The 18,077-nt window shown below is 60.5% G+C and carries 18 protein-coding genes; 10 read left to right on the top strand and 8 right to left on the bottom strand.

Annotated features, from left to right (window positions below; translation table 11 throughout):
* The first annotated feature begins 49 nt into the window (after nt 1–49).
* Nucleotides 50–715, top strand: coding sequence for an NAD(P)-dependent oxidoreductase (locus KJF94_RS26705; protein WP_214380011.1), 666 nt, complete (start codon nt 50–52; stop codon nt 713–715).
* A 42-nt stretch (nt 716–757) separates the two neighbouring features.
* On the opposite strand, the gene KJF94_RS26700 is transcribed toward KJF94_RS26705, so the two are convergent.
* A complete protein-coding gene (locus tag KJF94_RS26700; RefSeq protein ID WP_214380010.1) occupies nt 758–1,714 on the bottom strand; it encodes a choline sulfate utilization transcriptional regulator in 957 nt (318 codons plus the stop codon).
* 114 nt (nt 1,715–1,828) lie between these two features.
* Between KJF94_RS26700 and betC the strand changes: the two genes are divergently transcribed.
* The 3 genes from betC (at nt 1,829) to KJF94_RS26685 (ending at nt 6,003) form a co-directional block, all read left to right on the top strand.
* Nucleotides 1,829–3,343 (top strand): choline-sulfatase, encoded by a 1,515-nt coding sequence (gene betC, locus KJF94_RS26695; RefSeq protein WP_214380009.1) that lies wholly within the window; start codon nt 1,829–1,831, stop codon nt 3,341–3,343.
* Nucleotides 3,344–3,359: 16 nt separating this feature from the next.
* Nucleotides 3,360–4,280 carry a choline ABC transporter substrate-binding protein gene (gene choX / locus KJF94_RS26690; RefSeq protein ID WP_214380008.1) on the top strand — a complete coding sequence of 307 codons (921 nt, stop codon included), beginning with the start codon at nt 3,360–3,362 and terminating at the stop codon, nt 4,278–4,280.
* Nucleotides 4,281–4,434: 154 nt separating this feature from the next.
* Nucleotides 4,435–6,003, top strand: a complete 1,569-nt coding sequence (locus tag KJF94_RS26685; RefSeq protein WP_214380007.1) for a SulP family inorganic anion transporter — start codon at nt 4,435–4,437, stop codon at nt 6,001–6,003.
* Between the two features lie 127 nt (nt 6,004–6,130).
* Here KJF94_RS26685 and aroE read toward each other — a convergent pair whose 3' ends face one another.
* Nucleotides 6,131–6,952 (bottom strand): shikimate dehydrogenase, encoded by an 822-nt coding sequence (gene aroE / locus KJF94_RS26680; RefSeq protein WP_214380006.1) that lies wholly within the window; start codon nt 6,950–6,952, stop codon nt 6,131–6,133.
* A gap of 13 nt (nt 6,953–6,965) precedes the next feature.
* Nucleotides 6,966–7,880, bottom strand: a complete 915-nt coding sequence (hemF, locus tag KJF94_RS26675; RefSeq protein WP_214380005.1) for an oxygen-dependent coproporphyrinogen oxidase — start codon at nt 7,878–7,880, stop codon at nt 6,966–6,968.
* Nucleotides 7,881–8,043: 163 nt separating this feature from the next.
* Here hemF and KJF94_RS26670 point away from each other — a divergent pair, with 163 nt between their 5' ends.
* Nucleotides 8,044–9,021, top strand: a complete 978-nt coding sequence (locus KJF94_RS26670) for an NADPH:quinone reductase (protein ID WP_214380004.1) — start codon at nt 8,044–8,046, stop codon at nt 9,019–9,021.
* Nucleotides 9,022–9,110: 89 nt separating this feature from the next.
* Here the strand turns inward: KJF94_RS26670 and tsaC are convergent, their stop codons facing one another.
* The 3 genes from tsaC to KJF94_RS26655 form a co-directional block, all read right to left on the bottom strand.
* Nucleotides 9,111–9,668, bottom strand: coding sequence for an L-threonylcarbamoyladenylate synthase type 1 TsaC (tsaC, locus tag KJF94_RS26665; RefSeq protein WP_214380003.1), 558 nt, complete (start codon nt 9,666–9,668; stop codon nt 9,111–9,113).
* Nucleotides 9,669–9,722: 54 nt separating this feature from the next.
* Nucleotides 9,723–10,823, bottom strand: coding sequence for a DNA-processing protein DprA (dprA, locus tag KJF94_RS26660; RefSeq protein WP_214380002.1), 1,101 nt, complete (start codon nt 10,821–10,823; stop codon nt 9,723–9,725).
* A gap of 79 nt (nt 10,824–10,902) precedes the next feature.
* Nucleotides 10,903–11,928: a LysM peptidoglycan-binding domain-containing protein gene (locus KJF94_RS26655; RefSeq protein ID WP_214380001.1), complete on the bottom strand. Its 1,026-nt coding sequence runs from the start codon at nt 11,926–11,928 to the stop codon at nt 10,903–10,905.
* 172 nt (nt 11,929–12,100) lie between these two features.
* Here KJF94_RS26655 and def point away from each other — a divergent pair, with 172 nt between their 5' ends.
* The 5 genes from def to KJF94_RS26630 all read left to right on the top strand — a co-directional run bounded on the left by def (nt 12,101) and on the right by KJF94_RS26630 (nt 16,762).
* Nucleotides 12,101–12,607, top strand: a complete 507-nt coding sequence (gene def, locus KJF94_RS26650) for a peptide deformylase (RefSeq protein ID WP_017341723.1) — start codon at nt 12,101–12,103, stop codon at nt 12,605–12,607.
* A gap of 57 nt (nt 12,608–12,664) precedes the next feature.
* Nucleotides 12,665–13,624, top strand: a complete 960-nt coding sequence (fmt, locus tag KJF94_RS26645) for a methionyl-tRNA formyltransferase (protein ID WP_214380000.1) — start codon at nt 12,665–12,667, stop codon at nt 13,622–13,624.
* Nucleotides 13,621–14,931, top strand: coding sequence for a 16S rRNA (cytosine(967)-C(5))-methyltransferase RsmB (gene rsmB, locus KJF94_RS26640; protein ID WP_214379999.1), 1,311 nt, complete (start codon nt 13,621–13,623; stop codon nt 14,929–14,931). The genes fmt and rsmB overlap by 4 nt, the downstream gene beginning before the upstream one ends.
* 23 nt (nt 14,932–14,954) lie before the next feature.
* On the top strand, nt 14,955–16,328 hold the full coding sequence (trkA, locus tag KJF94_RS26635; RefSeq protein WP_008027578.1) for a Trk system potassium transporter TrkA: 1,374 nt from the start codon (nt 14,955–14,957) through the stop codon (nt 16,326–16,328).
* A gap of 119 nt (nt 16,329–16,447) precedes the next feature.
* The gene (locus KJF94_RS26630; RefSeq protein WP_214379998.1) at nt 16,448–16,762 is read left to right on the top strand and encodes a tetratricopeptide repeat protein; all 315 of its coding nucleotides are present in this window, start codon (nt 16,448–16,450) and stop codon (nt 16,760–16,762) included.
* Here KJF94_RS26630 and KJF94_RS26625 read toward each other — a convergent pair whose 3' ends face one another.
* Together KJF94_RS26625 and KJF94_RS26620 are read right to left on the bottom strand one after the other, a co-directional pair.
* Complete coding sequence (locus KJF94_RS26625; protein ID WP_008027574.1) at nt 16,763–17,002, bottom strand: PilZ domain-containing protein; 240 nt, start codon at nt 17,000–17,002, stop codon at nt 16,763–16,765.
* 153 nt (nt 17,003–17,155) lie between these two features.
* On the bottom strand, nt 17,156–18,043 hold the full coding sequence (locus KJF94_RS26620) for a lysophospholipid acyltransferase (RefSeq protein ID WP_017341718.1): 888 nt from the start codon (nt 18,041–18,043) through the stop codon (nt 17,156–17,158).
* Nucleotides 18,044–18,077 lie beyond the last annotated feature (34 nt).

Here is an 18,077-nt window from a genome sequence, read left to right as displayed (position 1 = left end):
ATTCCCACAGGTCACACGTCATATAGATAGGAAAGTGCGGAGCCCAGCCATGAAAAATGCCGAAACCCCAGTGGTCAAAGTGGTGCTGTATGGTGCCATGAGTAGCCTGGGCAGTGCGCTGATGGCTGAAATGCTGCGGCGCCAACATGAAGTGATCGCGATTCTCGATGACCTGACGGCGCTGGCGCCGCGCCCCGGTTTGCGCGCCAAGACCGGTGATCTGTTTGACGCCGAGCGGGTAAAGCAAAGCGTGGCGGGCTGCTCGGCCGTCATCTGTCTACTGGATGCACCCGGGTTGCCGTTCAACAGCGAGCACGTAGAAAAAACCATCGTGCCGGGCCCGGTCGAACAAGTACTGGCCGTCGATGCGCTGATCGGTGGCATGCAGGCCGCGGGCATTGCCAGACTGTTTCTGGTGGGCGATTTCGAGGTACTGGACGATCCGGACATCGAAGATCAGCTGCAACACCACGCTGCCGAAGAGATCCGCGAGGCTCTGCAAAGCAGCGCGTTGCACTGGACGCTGGTGAATGCGCCACGCGGCATTGCGGGGCTGACGATCGAGCATTTCAGTCAGGTCAGCAGCCTGGAACCGGGGCTGGCCGAACCGCTTCAGCGGTTGAGCCGCGTCGCGACGGGGATTGCCGATGAGTTGCACCTGAATCTGCACGTTGGCGAACATGTGAGCTTCGTCGCAACTTCGCAGAAGCAATAAAGTTCGTCCGCTCGGGCCGCGTTCGGACGATCTTTTTTGCTTTCACACCGCAATCGAAGGCAAAGGCAAAGGCAGGCTATTGAGCGATTGCGCACTGCTGGCCTGCTCCTCCATCAACCAGTCCACAAACTGTTGAATCAATGCCCCGCGCCGTTTGCGCTGGGGCAGGACCACGTAATAACCCAGCCGGGACATCACCGTGTCAGCAATAGGTCGACACAACAAACCTTGCGCCAGCAAGTTATCCACAAGATGCCGCCAGCCAATCGCCACTCCTTGGCCGCCAATCGCCGCCTGAATCAACAAGGTGTAATTGTCGAATCGCAATTGCCCGGGCGCTGGCGCCGACGTGATACCCAACTCGCGAAACACGCCGCTCCAGTCGAACCAGTTGCTGCTGTTTTCGCCGCGCAAGTGCAGCAGCGGAAATTCCAGCAGCGACTGTGCAGGCAAGGGCAGGGGACGGTCTTTCAACAGCAGCGGACTGCACACCGGAAACACTTCTTCGCTGAACAGCCAGTGGCTTTCGCCCTGCTTGAATCGGCCATCACCAAAGAGCACCGCCACATCAATATCGGTGCGCAACATGTTGAGGCTGCGCTCGCTGGTCACCAGGCTGACATCCACTTGTGGATTGGCGGCGTGAAAGCGGTGCAAACGGGGCATCAGCCAATAGGCAGCGAAGGCGAAATCGGTGGCCACCTGCAACACTTCATGCTGATGCTGTGCACTAATTGCGCTCAACCCTGCGTCGATATTCTGCAAACCGAGCTGAACTTGCTCAAAAAGAATCGCCCCGGCCTCAGTCAATTCAATGCCGCGATAAATGCGATCGAACAGCCGGGTGGCGAGCTGATCTTCCAACCGCTTGATCTGCTGACTGATCGCCGGTTGCGTGGTGCCAAGCTCAACCGCCGCCGCGGTGAAGCTGCGTTGGCGCGCCGCTGCTTCGAAGGCACGGAGCAGATCAAGGGACAAATCACCCAGAGCGTCATACATAAGCCGTGCTTATCCTAGTCATTGCCTGGCATGGGCTTTACCACAAAGTGCATGGACTCCATGCTCGATCGCAGCACTCTCGCATAAATATTCACTATGGAATGCCGCGATCACATGAAGCGCAAGAATATTCTTTTCATCATGGCCGATCAGATGGCCGCGCCAATGTTGCCGTTCTACGGCCCTTCGCCGATCAAACTCCCCAATCTCAGCCGCCTCGCCGCCGAAGGCGTGGTGTTCGACGCCGCTTATTGCAACAGCCCACTGTGCGCGCCGTCGCGTTTTACACTGGTCAGCGGTCAGTTGCCGAGCAAGATCGGCGCGTATGACAACGCGGCCGATTTCCCTGCCGATGTGCCGACTTACGCCCACTACCTGCGGCGCCTCGGTTACCGCACGGCGCTGTCCGGCAAGATGCATTTTTGTGGCCCGGACCAACTCCACGGATACGAAGAACGCCTGACCAGCGACATTTACCCGGCCGACTACGGTTGGGCGGTGAACTGGGACGAACCGGATGTGCGTCCGACCTGGTATCACAACATGTCGTCGGTGCTGCAAGCCGGGCCGTGCGTGCGCACCAATCAACTGGATTTCGACGAAGAGGTGGTGTTCAAGGCACAGCAATACCTGTTCGATCACATCCGCGAGGATGGCGACCAGCCGTTCTGCCTGACCGTGTCGATGACTCACCCACACGACCCGTACACGATTCCCAAGGCGTTCTGGGATATGTACGACGATGCCGACATCCCGTTACCCCAGACTCCAGCGCAAACCGAACTCGATCCGCACTCCCAGCGTTTGCTCAAAGTCTACGACCTGTGGGACAAACCGCTGCCTGTGGATAAAATTCGGGATGCGCGCCGTGCGTACTTTGGAGCGTGTAGCTATATCGACAGCAACGTCGGCAAACTCCTGCAAACACTCGAAGAAACTGGCCTGATTGAAGACACCATTATTGTCTTCTCCGGCGACCACGGCGACATGCTCGGCGAGCGCGGTCTCTGGTACAAAATGCACTGGTTCGAAATGGCCTCGCGGGTACCGCTGTTGATAAGTGCTCCGGGGCAGTTCGGCGCAGGCCGGGTCAGCGCAGCGGTTTCCACCGCCGACCTGTTGCCGACGTTTGTGGAGCTGGCCGGCGGCTCTCTGGAACCGGGCTTGCCGCTGGATGGCCGTTCGCTGGTTTCGCACCTGCAAGGGCAGGGCGGTCACGACGAAGTCTTTGGCGAATACATGGCCGAAGGCACCATCAGCCCGTTGATGATGATTCGTCGCGGCGCTTACAAATTCATCTACAGCGAAGACGACCCGTGCCTACTCTTCGACGTACACAACGACCCGCGTGAGCAGGAAGAACTCAGCAAGTCGCCGCAACATCGGTCCCTGTTCGAGGAATTTCTGGCTGAAGCACGGGCCAAATGGAACATCCCGGCGATACACCAACAGGTGCTCGCGAGCCAGCGTCGCCGGCGATTTGTCGCCGACGCGCTGACCATCGGCAAGCTGAAGAGCTGGGATCACCAGCCGCTGGTGGACGCCAGTCAGCAATACATGCGCAACCACATCGACCTCGACGACCTGGAGCGCAAAGCACGTTATCCACAACCCTGCCAAAACCAATAATGTTAAGGGGAAGTCCATGCAAAAGTTATCCACAGTACTGACGGTCGGGCTGCTGGCTCTGGGCAGTGCGTCGGCGTATGCCGATCAGAGCTGCGAGACGGTGAAAATGGCCGACCCTGGCTGGAGCGACATCGCCGCAACCAACGCCATCACCGGGTTTCTGCTGGACGGCATGGGCTACAAGCCCAAAGTCGACACCCTCGCGGTGCCGATTACCTTTGGCGGTTTGAAGGATGGCCAGGTCGACGTGTTCCTCGGCAACTGGATGCCGGCGCAACAGGGGTTCTACGACAAGTTCGTGGCCACTGGCGACGTCACTCAACTGGCGAAAAACCTCGATGGCACCGAATTCACCCTGGCCGTTCCGGATTACGTCTGGAACGCGGGTGTGCATAACTTTGCCGACCTGAACAAGTTCGCCGACAAGTTCGACAAGAAGATCTACGGGATCGGCTCCGGTGCCCCGGCGAATATTTCGCTGCAAGAGATCATCAAGAAGAACGACTTCGACATGGGCCAGTGGAAACTGGTGGAGTCCAGCGAGCAGGCAATGCTGGCCGAAGTGTCCCGCGCGGTAAAAAAGCAGAAGTTCGTGACTTTCCTCGGCTGGACGCCGCACCCGATGAACGTGCAACTGAAAATGCATTACCTGAAGGGCGGCGAGAAATATTTTGGCGACACCGGCAGCGTTCACACGCTGACCCGCAAAGGTTATGCACAGGCCTGCCCGAACGTCGGCAAGCTGCTCACCAACCTGAGTTTCACTCAGGAGATGGAGAACAGCATCATGGCGGATGTGGTGAACAAGAAAGTCAGCAATGCGGACGCCGCCAAGGCGTGGATCAAGGCTAATCCGGCGGTGCTGGATAAGTGGCTGGATGGCGTGAAGACCGTGGACGGGAAGGATGCGTTGCCGGCAGTAAAAGCCAAGCTGTAAGAGTTACCTGTGGCGAGGGAGCTTGCTCCCGCTCGGGTGCGAAGCGCCCGCAGATTTTTAGGGCTGCTTCGCAGCCCAGCGGGAGCAAGCTCCCTCGCCACAATGATCGCGCCCTCCCTGTTACCCTTGCGCAAAATCCCACCCGAGAGGACCCATGGCCTTCCCCAGCCGCCATTCACTCTTCCCTTTCCTCCGTTGGTTGCCCCGGCAAACCCGCGCCAGCGTCGGTCGTGATCTGATTGTCGGGCTCAGCGGCGCCATTCTCGCGTTGCCGCAATCCATTGCCTATGCGCTGATCGCCGGTCTCCCACCGGAATACGGCTTGTACGCCGCGATCATCCCGGTGCTGATCGCCTGCCTCTGGGGCTCGTCGTGGCATCTGATCTGCGGCCCTACGGCGGCCATTTCGATTGTCCTGTACGCCAGCGTCAGTCCTCTGGCCGTTCCCGCGTCCAAGGACTACATCACGCTGATCCTGCTTCTGACGCTCCTCGCCGGCATATTCCAGTGGCTGTTGGGTTTGCTGCGATTTGGTGCTCTGGTGAATTTTGTCTCGCACTCGGTGGTGCTCGGTTTCACGCTTGGCGCCGCGGTGGTGATTGCCATCGGTCAAATGCCCAACCTGCTGGGGCTGGACTTGCCCAACCAGGCCACGGCGCTGGGCAGCTTTACGATGCTGTTCAGGCATCTCGGCGAGGTGGATCAACCCTCGCTGGTGCTGGGCCTGGCGACTGTCGCGGTCGGGATGACGCTGAAACTGCTGCTGCCGCGATGGCCAACGCTGTTGATCACACTGATCCTGAGCGGATTGCTGGTGTGGCTCTGGCCATCAATGTTTGGTCACGTGCAGTTGGTCAGCGCGTTTGTCGGGCGGTTGCCGCCCTTCAGCCCATTGCCGCTGGACCTGGATCTGATCCTGCGTCTGTTGCCCAGCGCCGTGGCGGTCGGGATGCTCGGGCTGGTGACGAGTCTGTCGATTGCCCGCTCCTTGTCGGCGCGCTCACAGCAGTTGCTCGATGCGAATCAGGAAGTTCGCGCCCAGGGCTTGTCGAACATAGTCGGTGCGTTTTTTTCCGGTTCGTTGTCAGCCGGATCCTTCACACGTTCGGGACTGAGCTACGAAGCGGGTGCCTGCTCGCCGCTGGCGGGGGTTTTTTCGGCGTTGTGGGTGGCGCTGTTCGCGATCTTCGGCGCCCATCTGATTGCGCATATTCCGATTCCGGCCATGGCCGGCAGCATCCTGTTGATCGCCTGGGGATTGGTCGACCATCGCGGCATTCGCGCGTTGCTGCGGGTCAGCCGCGCCGAGTTCGTGGTGATGGCGCTGACCTGTGTCGCCACGCTGTTGCTGGAGTTGCAGACGGCGATCTATGCCGGAGTACTGGCTTCGCTGTTCTTCTATTTGAAACGCACGTCGCAACCTCGTGTGCAGCACTGGCGCGACGGTGATGAAGACATCCTGCGGGTCGGCGGTTCGATCTTCTTCGGCGCCAGCCATTACCTGCAAGTGCGCCTGCAACGGATGCACGGCGCGCGCGTGGTGATCGAGGCGCAGCACATTAACTTCATCGACTATTCGGGGGTGGAAATGCTGCACCAGGAAGCGCGACGGCTGCGTAAGCAGGATCGCAGCCTGACCTTGCGCGGCGCGCGGCCGCCGGTGGTGGAAGAATTGAGGAAACTGGAAGGTGCGGAGAAATGCCCGATCCGGTTTGAGGATTGAAACACCACTGCGATGACGAACGCATAACCTGTGGCGAGGGAGCTTGCTCCCGTTCGGGTGCGAAGCGCCCGCAGACTTCAGGGCTGCTTCGCACCCCAGCGGGAGCAAGCTCCCTCGCCACAAAGGCCTAGAGCGCCAGTTGGCGGCGAAGTTCGGCCAGCACCGGCGTCGTATCCGGGCGCACGCCGCGCCACAGGAAGAAAGCTTCTGCCGCTTGTTCAGCGAGCATGCCCAGGCCATCCATCGACACTGCCGCGCCATGCTCCGTAGCCCAGCGGCAGAACGAGGTCGGCTCCTTGCCGTACATCATGTCGTAGCAAACGGTCTTGCCCGGCTCGATCAAACTGCCGGCAATGGGCGGTACATCGCCTGTCAGGCTAGCGGACGTCGCGTTGATGATCAGGTCCACCGACTCTTGCAGCCAATCGAAACCACTGGCAGACACCGGCCCCAGATCCGCGAACAACTCCGCCAGCAACTCGGCTTTATCCACCGTGCGGTTAGCGATGATCACCGAGGCCGGCTGCTCGGCCAGCAGTGGCTCAAGCGCACCGCGCACGGCGCCACCTGCGCCGAGCAGCAAGATGCGTTTGCCCTCGAGACTGAATCCGGCGTTGACCGTCAGATCCCTTACCAGCCCGGCACCATCGGTGTTGTCGCCAAGCAGCGTGCCATCGGCGAGTTTGCTCAGGGTATTCACCGCTCCGGCCCGCTGCGCTCGGGCCGTCAAACTGTGCGCCAAGCGAAACGCTTCTTCCTTGAACGGCACCGTCACGTTCGCCCCGCGCCCTTCAAGGAAAAACGCCCGGGCAAAGTCGGAAAAGTCGTCGAGCGGCGCCAGCGAAGTGCTGTAGTCCAATTGCTGAGCGGTCTGCTCGGCGAACAAGCGGTGAATCAGTGGCGACTTGCTGTGGCCAATCGGGTTACCGAATACGACATAACGGTCCATCAGGATTCCTCGTTCAGGCCTTGGCCAACCAATCGCGATCTTGCAGGAAGTACTCGGTCAGGCGCGCTTCATCGCTGCCCGGCTCGGCTTTCCAGTCATAGCTCCAGCGAACTTGCGGCGGTAGCGACATGAGGATCGACTCGGTACGCCCGCCCGATTGCAGACCGAACAGCGTGCCACGGTCGTAAACCAGGTTGAATTCGACGTAACGGCCACGGCGGAACTCCTGGAATTCGCGTTGTTTGGCAGTGAACGCATCGTTCTTGCGACGCTGCACGATCGGCAGGTAAGCGTCGATGTAGGCGTCACCGATGGCGCGCATGAAGGCGAAGCTGGTGTCGAAGTCCCACTCGTTCAAGTCATCGAAGAACAGGCCGCCGATGCCGCGCGGTTCGTGACGATGCTTGATGTGGAAGTAGCTGTCGCACCAGGCTTTGTAGCGCGAGTAGACGTCCGGGCCGAACGGCGCGCAGGCCTGCTCGGCGACTCGGTGCCAGTGCACGCAGTCCTCTTCATTGCCGTAATACGGCGTCAGGTCGAAGCCGCCGCCGAACCACCAGACCGGCTCTTCACCTTCTTTTTCAGCGATGAAAAAGCGCACGTTGGCGTGGGAAGTCGGCACATGCGGGTTATGCGGGTGAATCACCAGCGACACGCCCAGGGCCTCGAAGCCACGCCCGGCCAGTTCCGGCCGATGGGCGCTGGCGGACGGTGGGAGACCGCTGCCGAAGACGTGGGAAAAGTTGACGCCGCCCTTTTCAATGACAGCACCGTTCTCGATCACTCGCGTGCGACCACCGCCGCCGGCAGGCCGGGTCCAGGCGTCTTCGACGAACTGCGTGCCGACCTCGAAGGCTTCAAGGGCAGCGCAAATGCGGTCTTGCAGGTCGAGCAGGTAGGCTTTTACGGCCTCGGTGCGGGTCGTCATGTCATCACCTTGAATCGGGCAAAACTACGCGGCGCTCCCTCGGAGCAGGGCCGGCGCAAATGGGCGCGTAGCATAACATCGCAGATGGGCCTGCCGCAGTTGACGGGGATCAAGCTTAGGAGTCCGATAGAGGGCTTGGCACAATGACCTATGGAGAGTTCAGATGGCAAAACGTATCCAGTTCCGCGCCCATGGCGGCCCCGAAGTGCTCGAGTATGTGGATTACCAGCCCGCCGAGCCCGGCCCACAACAAGTCCGCGTCACCAACAAGGCCATCGGCCTGAACTTCATCGACACTTACTTCCGTAGTGGCCTCTATGCGCCACCCAGCTTGCCGTCGGGTGTGGGTTCGGAAGGTGCGGGCGTGGTCGAGGCGGTGGGCAGTGAAGTCACCCGCTTCAAGGTCGGCGATCGCGTGGCATATGGCAGCGGCCCGTTGGGCGCCTACAGCGAAGTTCACGTGTTGCCGGAGGCCAATCTGGTGCACCTGCCAGACGCGATCAGCTTCGAACAAGCGGCCGGGGTGATGCTCAAGGGCCTGACCGTGCAGTACTTGCTGCGTCAGACTTATGAACTCAAGGGTGGCGAAACCATTTTGTTCCATGCCGCTGCCGGTGGTGTCGGTTCGCTGGCCTGCCAATGGGCCAAGGCCTTGGGCGTGAAGTTGATCGGCACGGTCAGCTCGCCGGAGAAAGCCGCGCTGGCGAAAGCCAACGGTGCGTGGGCGACCATCGACTACAGCCATGAAAACGTCGCACTACGGGTGCTGGAATTGACTGACGGGAAGAAAGTCCCGGTGGTGTACGACGGCGTTGGCAAGGACACCTGGCTGACTTCACTGGATAGCGCGGCGCCTCGTGGCCTGGTGGTGAGTTTTGGTAATGCGTCGGGTGCCGTGGACGGGGTGAATCTGGGGATTTTGTCGGCGAAAGGTTCGTTGTACGTGACCCGGCCGACGCTGGCGACCTACGCCAACAACGCCGAGAACCTGCAACGGATGGCAGATGAGCTGTTCGAGATGATCATCAGCGGGAAGTTGAAGGTAGAGATCAGCCAGAAGTATTCGCTGGCTGACGCGGCGAAGGCGCAGACCGAGTTGTCGGCGCGGCGTACGACGGGTTCGACTGTTTTGTTGCCTTGAGGACGCCTTCGCGGGCAAGCCTCGCTCCTACAGTTTGTACGCGGTCCCTGTAGGAGCGAGGCTTGCCCGCGAAGAACGATAACGCGGTCTCAATCCGGGCGGATGACGTTCCCGGTCGCCAAATCGCGAATCACGCTCGGATTCTTGCGTCCGCCGAGGTTGCCGCCCAGGATCAAATCCACCTGCCCACGGAAATACTGCTCCACGCGAATGCGCGTCCGCGCCGCAGGCCGCCCCTGTGGGTTGGCCGAAGTCGAAACCAGCGGCCCGACCACCGCGCACAAATCCCGCACCAATGGATGATCGCTGACCCGCAACGCCACCGTCTCGTGTACACCCGTGATCCACTGCGGCAGCAGATTCTGATGCGGCACAAGCCAGGTATTCGGCCCCGGCCAGGTGCTGGCCATGCGATCCATCCACAGTTCAGGGAAGTCTTCAAAGAGAAAATCGAACTGGCGAATGTTGTCGGCGACCAGAATCAGGCCCTTGTCCACCGACCGCCCCTTGAGCATCAGCAGACGTTCTACCGCTTCTTCGTCCCACGGGTCGCAACCCAGGCCCCAGACCGCCTCGGTTGGATAGGCAATCACCGCCCCTGCGCGAATGGCTTGCGCGGCTTGTTGCACACGCCAATTGTTGACCATGAAAAACTCTCCGGAATAAGGCTCTGCGCAGTTTACCGATCTTCCTTATAAAACCTAGCTCACCCGCGCAAACCATCGCCCGCTTTCGCAAACCGCCCGGCCGTCCATTTCCAGCTCCGTCAACGCCGCCAGCACTTTCGGCAGGGCCCAGCCGCTGCTGTCTGCCAACGCTTCACTGGTGTGCGGCGCCGCATGCAGCAGCATCAGCAGCGGATGAGTCACCGAGGGTGTCTCTGTGGACAACGGCAACTGTTGCCAGCCGCGCAAGGCTTCGAGGATATGCTCGATGGTTTCCACCAATACCGCACCGTCACGGATCAGCTGATGACAGCCTCGGGCACCGGGATGGTGAATCGACCCCGGAATGGCATACACCTCGCGACCTTGCTCCGCCGCCAGCCGCGCGGTGATCAATGAACCACTGGCGACACTGGCCTCCACCACCAGCACGCCGAGGGACAAACCACTGATGATCCGGTTGCGCCGCGGAAAGTTGCTGGCGGTGGGTCCCGCGTCCAACGGGAACTCGGAAAGCACCGCACTGCCCGACGCAATCATGGCGTCCGCCAGCCTCCGGTTTCGCTGTGGATAAAACTTTTCAAGTCCCGTGCCAAGTACACCGACCGTTCGCCCGCCCACGTCCAGAGCAGCTTGATGCGCGGCGGCATCGATGCCCAGCGCCAGACCGCTGGTGATGACAAAACCGGCGCTGGCCAGACTCCGGGAGAACGCGGCAGCGGTGTCCATGCCTGGTCGCGAGGCGCGACGACTGCCGACCATCGCCAGCTGCGGTTTTTCCAGAATGCCCGGATCGCCCGCGACGAATAACAGCGGCGGCGCATCGCTGATTTCCGCCAGCAATGCCGGGTAGTCAGGCTGGTCCCACATCAGTAAATGCTGGCCCGGACGCTCTAGCCAGGCCAATGCGTGGCTTGCACCATCGCGAATTTCGCTCGAGCGCCTAGCCTCCGAACAAGCAAGGGGCAAACCCAATGCACGCCAGGCACTGGCCGGTGCGCTGATGGCTTTGGACGCCGAGCCAAAGGCCTCAAGCAACTTCTTGAAACGCGCAGGGCCGAGTTCCGGCAAACGATGCAGGCGTAAACGAGCTTCCAGTTCCGCAGGGGAAACCGGTGTTACAGCAAACAGCGACATGGATCATCCTTGATCGTTATGAGCCCCGTTCAAACGGGAATAAGCTGTGGATAACTCTGTTGGTAACTTGTGGAGCTGGCTAAGGGTTTCGCACCTTGTCCATCACCGCCAACGAGCGCGATGCGTTGAGCACCAGCCCGTAGCTGAGCTTGTCGTAAGTGCGGAAAACCATCAGCAAACCGGCGCGTTCATCAGGAATCTTCAGCGGTTGGCCGGTGATCCGGTCACGCACGGTTTCGCCGGTTTTCATCACCACCAGCACGTTGCCTTCGGCCAGGCCATCGCGCTGCCCCTTGTTCAGCGTGACGACATCCATCGCGCCAATCTGAGTGACCCCGCGCGGCACGTCGATGATCAGCCCGTTTATTTCGGTTGTTGGCGCACTGGGCATGAAGGTTGAGTTGATCGATCGTTCTTCACTGCTGAACAAACGGTCGCCAAGACGCACTTCCTGAGTCGTGCGCTGCAGGGCGAGGGTGGCGACATCACCTTCAGTGGCCACGATTTCGCCGCCGCCGATGTCGTCCGCGTTGATCCCCAGAAACTCTTTGCTGTAGGGGTCGGTGTAGACCTTGCCCTGGCGGAAGATGCCGTAAACCGGCTGGTTCGGGTCGAATTGGCCACGGGCGAAGATGCGGTCACCGGTGCCGCTGAGCACCCGTTCGGCATCGCCCGCGACGATGTAAGGCGCCTGGTCGAAATCCTCCACCTTGTCGACGATGCGGTTGCTCAGCAGGAAGCTGTTGATTGCTTGCAGTGGAATACTCGGGATGGCATCCGCCACCGGCGAGCTGCGCACCCTTGGCGAGAGCTTGATGGTGCCCCGGGAAGCCCCCCGATTGAGCGTCAGACGCGGCTGGCCATTGACATAGACCAGCGACAGCACATCGCCGGGGTAAATGAGATTGGGGTTCTGGATTTGCGGATTGGCCTGCCAGAGCTCGGGCCATTTCCACGGTTCACGGAGGTATTTTCCGGAAATGTCCCAGAGTGTGTCACCCGTGACAACGGTGTATTGCTGTGGAAAACCTTCCCTGAGTTGCACTTGCCCGTGCGCCAAACCGGCCGAGGCCAGAAGGAGCAAGGCGAGTAGTGATTTCCTCATGCGGTGAATCCCTTTATTATGTGCGTTCGCGTGAAACGCCAGAGCCCTCGTGGCTCGCTTCCAACTCTTTACCAAAAAGAAACGGAAGCTACGCTTCACAACGGTAGCCTGCATCTCCGGACCTGCCAGGCCATCGACCCGACTTTACCTCACACGTGCAGCAATCAAGCTTATGGCCATTTTAGACATCCTCGAATTTCCCGACTCGCGTCTGCGCACTATCGCCAAACCTGTGGCCGTAGTGGACGACGAAGTGCGTCAGTTGGTCGATGATATGTTTGAAACAATGTATGAAGCGCCAGGCATCGGCCTCGCCGCGACCCAGGTCAACGTGCACAAACGTATCGTCGTGATGGACCTCTCCGAAGACCGCAGCGAACCGCGGGTGTTCATCAACCCCGAGTTCGAGTCCCTGACCGACGAGATGGAGCAATACCAGGAAGGCTGTCTCTCGGTGCCGGGCTTCTACGAAAACGTCGACCGCCCACAGAAGGTCAAGGTCAAGGCCCTGGACCGCGACGGCCAGCCTTACGAACTGATCGCCGAAGGCCTGCTCGCCGTGTGCATCCAGCATGAATGCGACCACCTCAACGGCAAATTGTTCGTCGACTACCTGTCGAACCTCAAACGCGACCGAATCAAGAAGAAACTGGAAAAGCTCCATCGCCAGAACGCTTGATGCCCTCCTTTCAAAGGCTTGCTGCGGCAAGCCTTTTTCTTTTCAGAGATTGCTCCCATGACTGAGCCACTGCGCATCGTCTTTGCCGGCACCCCGGAATTCGCCGCCGAACACCTCAAGGCCCTGCTCGACAGCCCTTACGAGATCGTCGCGGTCTACACCCAACCGGACCGTCCGGCGGGCCGCGGGCAAAAGTTGATGCCGAGCCCGGTCAAGCAGTTGGCACTGGAAAACAACATCCCGGTACTGCAACCCCCGACCCTGCGTAACGAAGACGCTCAGGCTGAACTGGCCGCGCTGAAGCCGGATCTGCTGGTGGTGGTCGCCTACGGCTTGATCCTGCCGCAAGTGGTGCTGGATATTCCGCGCCTGGGTTGCATCAACAGCCACGCGTCCTTGCTGCCACGCTGGCGTGGGGCGGCGCCGATCCAGCGTGCCGTCGAAGCCGGTGACAGCGAAAGCGGCGTGACCGTGATGCGCATGGAACTGGGCCTCGACACCGGGCCGATGCTGCTGAAAGTCACCACGCCGATCAGCGCTGAAGACACCGGCGGCAGCCTTCATGACCGTCTGGCGGAAATCGGTCCACCGGCGGTGATTCAAGCCATCGCCGGCCTCGCCGCCGGCACGCTGGATGGCGAAGTGCAGGATGACAGCCTCGCCACTTACGCACACAAACTGAACAAGGACGAAGCGCGCATCGACTGGAACCGGCCGGCCATTGAGCTGGAACGTCTGGTTCGTGCCTTCAACCCTTGGCCGATCACCCACAGCACGCTGAACGGCGAAGCACTGAAAGTGCTGGCCGCAAGCCTCGCTGAAGGGCAGGGCGCACCGGGGGAAGTCCTCAGCGCCAGCAAGGACGGTTTGATCGTTGCGTGCGGTGAGCAAGCCCTTTGCCTGACCCGTCTGCAATTGCCCGGCGGCAAAGCGCTGAACTTCAGCGATTTGTTCAACAGCCGCCGTGAGAAATTCGCCTTCGGCACCGTCCTCGGTCAAACGGCGGACGCTCAATGAATCCACGTCTGGCCGCCGCCAAGGCACTTGCTGCAGTTCTTAACGGAAAAGCCTCACTCAACAGTTCGCTGCCGACACAAATGGACAAAGTTGAAGACCGCGATCGCGGCTTCACTCAGGACCTGGCGTTCGGCACCGCCCGCTGGCAGCCGCGCTTGTCTGCACTGGCGGCCAAGTTACTGCAGAAACCCTTCAAGGCTGCCGACGCAGATGTCGAGGCCCTGTTGCTGGTCGGCCTCTACCAACTGCTGTACACCCGCGTCCCGGCCCACGCCGCCATCGGCGAAACCGTGGGTTGCGCGGACAAGCTGAAAAAGCCGTGGGCCAAGGCGTTGCTCAACGCCGTGTTGCGCCGCGCCCAACGTGAAAGCGAAGCGCTGCTGGCCGAGTTGGAACATGACCCGGTGGTGCGCACGGCACACCCGCGCTGGCTGCAAAAATCCCTGAAGGCGTTCTGGCCTGAGCAATGGGAAGCCATTTGTGCGGCGAACAACGCGCATCCGCCGATGATTCTGCGAGTCAACCGTCGCCATCACACTCGTGATGCCTACTTGGGGCTGCTGAACGAAGCGGGCATCGCCGCCACACCGTGTGTCTACAGCCAGGACGGCATCATTCTCGACGCCGCCGCCGACGTGCGCAGCCTGCCGGGTTTCGCCGAAGGCTGGATCAGCGTGCAGGACGAAGCGGCGCAACTGGCCGCCGATCTGCTGGATCTGGCGCCAGGCCAACGGGTGCTCGACGCTTGCTGCGCACCGGGCGGCAAGACCTGCCATATCCTTGAAGCCGAACCTGCATTGGCCGGTGTCGTCGCCGTGGACCTGGAAGCCAAGCGTCTGGTGCGCGTGCGGGAAAACCTCGCACGCCTGGGCCTGAGCGCCGAACTGATCGCCGCCGACGGCCGCGACACTGCCACCTGGTGGGACGGCAAACCGTTCCAGCGCATCCTCCTCGATGCACCCTGCTCGGCCACCGGCGTGATCCGTCGTCACCCGGACATCAAGCTGACCCGCCAACCGGATGACATCGCCGCACTTGCAGTGCTTCAAGGTGAATTGCTCGATGCCATGTGGATAACTCTGGAAGTCGGCGGGATTCTGCTTTACGCCACCTGCTCCACACTGCCGACCGAGAACACCGAAGTCATCGAAGCCTTCCTCGCCCGCACGCCGGGCGCCCGTGAGTTGGACCTCGCCACAACGGCCGGCATCAAGCAGCCCCATGGTCGCCAGCTGCTGGCCCAGGAAGGCGGCCACGACGGGTTCTACTACGCCAAGCTGATCAAGATCGCCGCCGCGCGCGGTTAACCGGATTTCAAGGGAGTGACTGGATGAAAATCATCATCCTCGGCGCAGGGCAGGTCGGCGGTTCGCTGGCGGAACACTTGGCCAGCGAGGCCAACGACATCACCGTGGTCGACACCGACGGCGAACGCCTGCGCGACCTTGGCGATCGGCTGGATATCCGCACGGTGCAGGGCCGCGGCTCGCTGCCGACGGTGCTGCGTCAGGCCGGCGCCGACGACGCCGACATGCTGGTGGCGGTGACCAACAGCGATGAAACCAACATGGTGGCCTGTCAGGTCGCTCACACCCTGTTCCACACACCGACGAAAATCGCCCGTGTCCGCGAAGCGGCGTACCTGACGCGCTCCGAGCTGTTCGATAACGAAGCGATTCCGGTGGATGTGCTGATCAGCCCGGAACAAGTGGTCACCAACTACATCAAGCGCCTGATCCAGCATCCGGGCGCGTTGCAGGTGATCGACTTCGCCGAAGGCAAAGCGCAGCTGGTCGCGGTGAAGGCGTACTACGGCGGACCGCTGGTGGGTCAACAACTGCGTCAGTTGCGCGAACACATGCCGAACGTCGAAACCCGCGTTGCGGCGATTTTTCGACGTGACCGGCCAATCCTGCCCCAGGGCGACACGGTGATCGAGGCCGATGACGAAGTGTTTTTCATCGCCGCCAAGGCGAATATTCGCGCTGTGATGAGCGAAATGCGCCGCCTTGACGAAAGCTACAAGCGCATCGTCATCGCCGGTGGCGGGCAAATCGGCGAGCGTCTGGCCGAGGCCATCGAAAGCCGCTATCAGGTGAAAATCATCGAGATGAATCCGGCTCGCTGCCGCCATCTCTCGGACACCCTCGACAGCACCGTGGTGTTGCAGGGCAGTGCCTCCGACCGCGACTTGCTGATGGAAGAGAACATCGCCGACGCCGACATCTTCCTGGCCCTGACCAACGACGATGAAGCCAACATCATGTCGTCGCTGCTGGCCAAGCGCCTGGGCGCGAAGAAGGTGATGACGATCATCAACAATCCGGCCTACGTCGATTTGATTCAGGGCGGCGACATCGACATCGCCATCAGCCCGCAACTGGCGACCATCGGCACCTTGCTCGCCCACGTGCGACGTGGCGATATCGTCAGCGTGCACTCACTGCGCCGTGGCGCGGCGGAGGCCATCGAGGCGATTGCCCATGGTGATGCGAAGTCGAGCAAGGTGATTGGCAAGGCCATCGAGAACATTGGTTTACCGCCGGGCACCACGATTGGCGCGATCATTCGTGATGAAGAAGTGATCATTGCCCACGATGACACGGTGATCGCGGCGGGTGACCATGTGATTCTGTTCCTTGTGGATAAAAAACATATTCGGGATGTGGAGAAGCTGTTCCATGTCGGGCTCAGCTTCTTCTGATCCGAAGGCCTCTTCGCGGGCAAGACTCGCTCCTACAATGGATCACGCATGACCTGTAGGAGCGAGGCTTGCCCGCGAAGGCGATTTCGACCTCCACACATAAACAAAGGTGTTGCCCGATGATCGAATCCCTGGAAAAAATGCTCGCCAAGGGTGTGGATAACTCATTGCTGCGCTTCGGCCTGGGCAAGGGCTACCTGGATCTTGGGGAAAACGCCAAGGCCGCCGAACATTTCCAGCGTTGCATCGAGTTCGATCCGAAGTATTCAGCGGCATGGAAGCTGTTGGGCAAGGCGCACCTGGCGCTGGCGGACTATCCGGCCGCGCGTCAGGCGTGGGAACAGGGTCTGGAAGCCGCCCGTGCTCATGGCGACAAGCAGGCAGAGAAAGAAATGACGGTGTTTCTGAAAAAGCTTGAGCGTCAGGCGCACTGATCAGAGATAGCGCAGGCCAATACCGTCGGCATCCACCAACACCACTTCCATGCGGACCCGCGGCGCGCCTGTGGGTAAATCCTGGACCTGACCATACACCACAGCGCCTTTAGGCAACGCAGACAAGCCCGGATGCTTGACGTAGACACCCGTGGTCGAGAGGTTACGGGTCTGGCCGAGGCATTCGCCAAAGCTTTCATGACTGATCTTGATGCGAAACGATTTGCGGTGTTCGGACATCTTTTGCGCCCTTTCTGAACAGTTGTGGATAACTTGTAGGAGCAAAGCTTGGTTGCGAAGAAGCCATTACATTCAACATTTATGTTGGTTGCCATATCGCCTTCGCGAGCAAGCTTCGCTCCTACAAGTTATCCACAGATCGTGCCAATCCACTCAGTACCAGCGTTCTTCACCCGGTGGCCGCTTCTTGAAACGTTTCATGCTCCACATGTACTGGCTCGGATAAGCCCGCACATAGCGCTCGACCACCTTGCTCATGGCCGCGCAGGACGTCTCGGTATCGGTGCTGTACATGGCCTCCGGCGCGGCTTCGAGGATCACTTTATAGCCCGAACCGTCCGGCAGGCGCAGGGCGTGCAGGAACACGCCAACCGCTTTTCCGCCGGCCAACATGTTCGGTACGAATTTGCTGGTCAATGCCTGAGTGGCGAAGAACGGCACGAAGATCCCGGCGGATTCGGACGGTTCCGGGTCAGCGGGAATACCCACTGCACCACCTTTGCGCACTTCCTTGATGACACTGAGAATGCCTTCCTTGGTGGAGGCGGCAACCTTGTTACCCAGTTGCACCCGCTGCTTGCGCAGCAATTCATCCACAGCCTTAAGCTTTGGCGGACGATAGAAAATGATCGGTTTGCACTGACTGCAATAGAAGTGGTTCAACACTTCCCAGTTGCCCAGGTGGCTGGTGATGCCGACGACACCTTTGCCGGAGGCGAGGGCGTCTTTCAAGACGTCGAGCCCTTCGACTTCGCGGACCAGATCAATGGAACGCTGCGCCGGCCAGATCCACGCGCACGCACTTTCGGTCAGCGACTTGCCGATGTCTTTCAGGCTCTGGCCGACCAGACGCTCACGCTCGGCAGGGTCCATCTCGGGAAAGCACTTGGCGAGGTTTATCCGCACCACGTCTCGGGAACGGTTAGGGGTTTTCCACATCACCCAGCCGATGGCTGAGCCAACCGCCTGCACTGCTCGCCAGGGAAGCAAGGCAAACAGCCGCAGAGCGCCTACCAGCAAGGCGCCTTTCAACTTATCCACAGGTCACTCCTGATCTTGTGCTGTGCGCGAGGCG

Origin of the sequence: Pseudomonas hormoni (genome assembly GCF_018502625.1) — a bacterium.
Taxonomy (GTDB): domain Bacteria; phylum Pseudomonadota; class Gammaproteobacteria; order Pseudomonadales; family Pseudomonadaceae; genus Aquipseudomonas; species Aquipseudomonas hormoni.
This window is presented reverse-complemented; position numbering and strand designations above follow the sequence as displayed.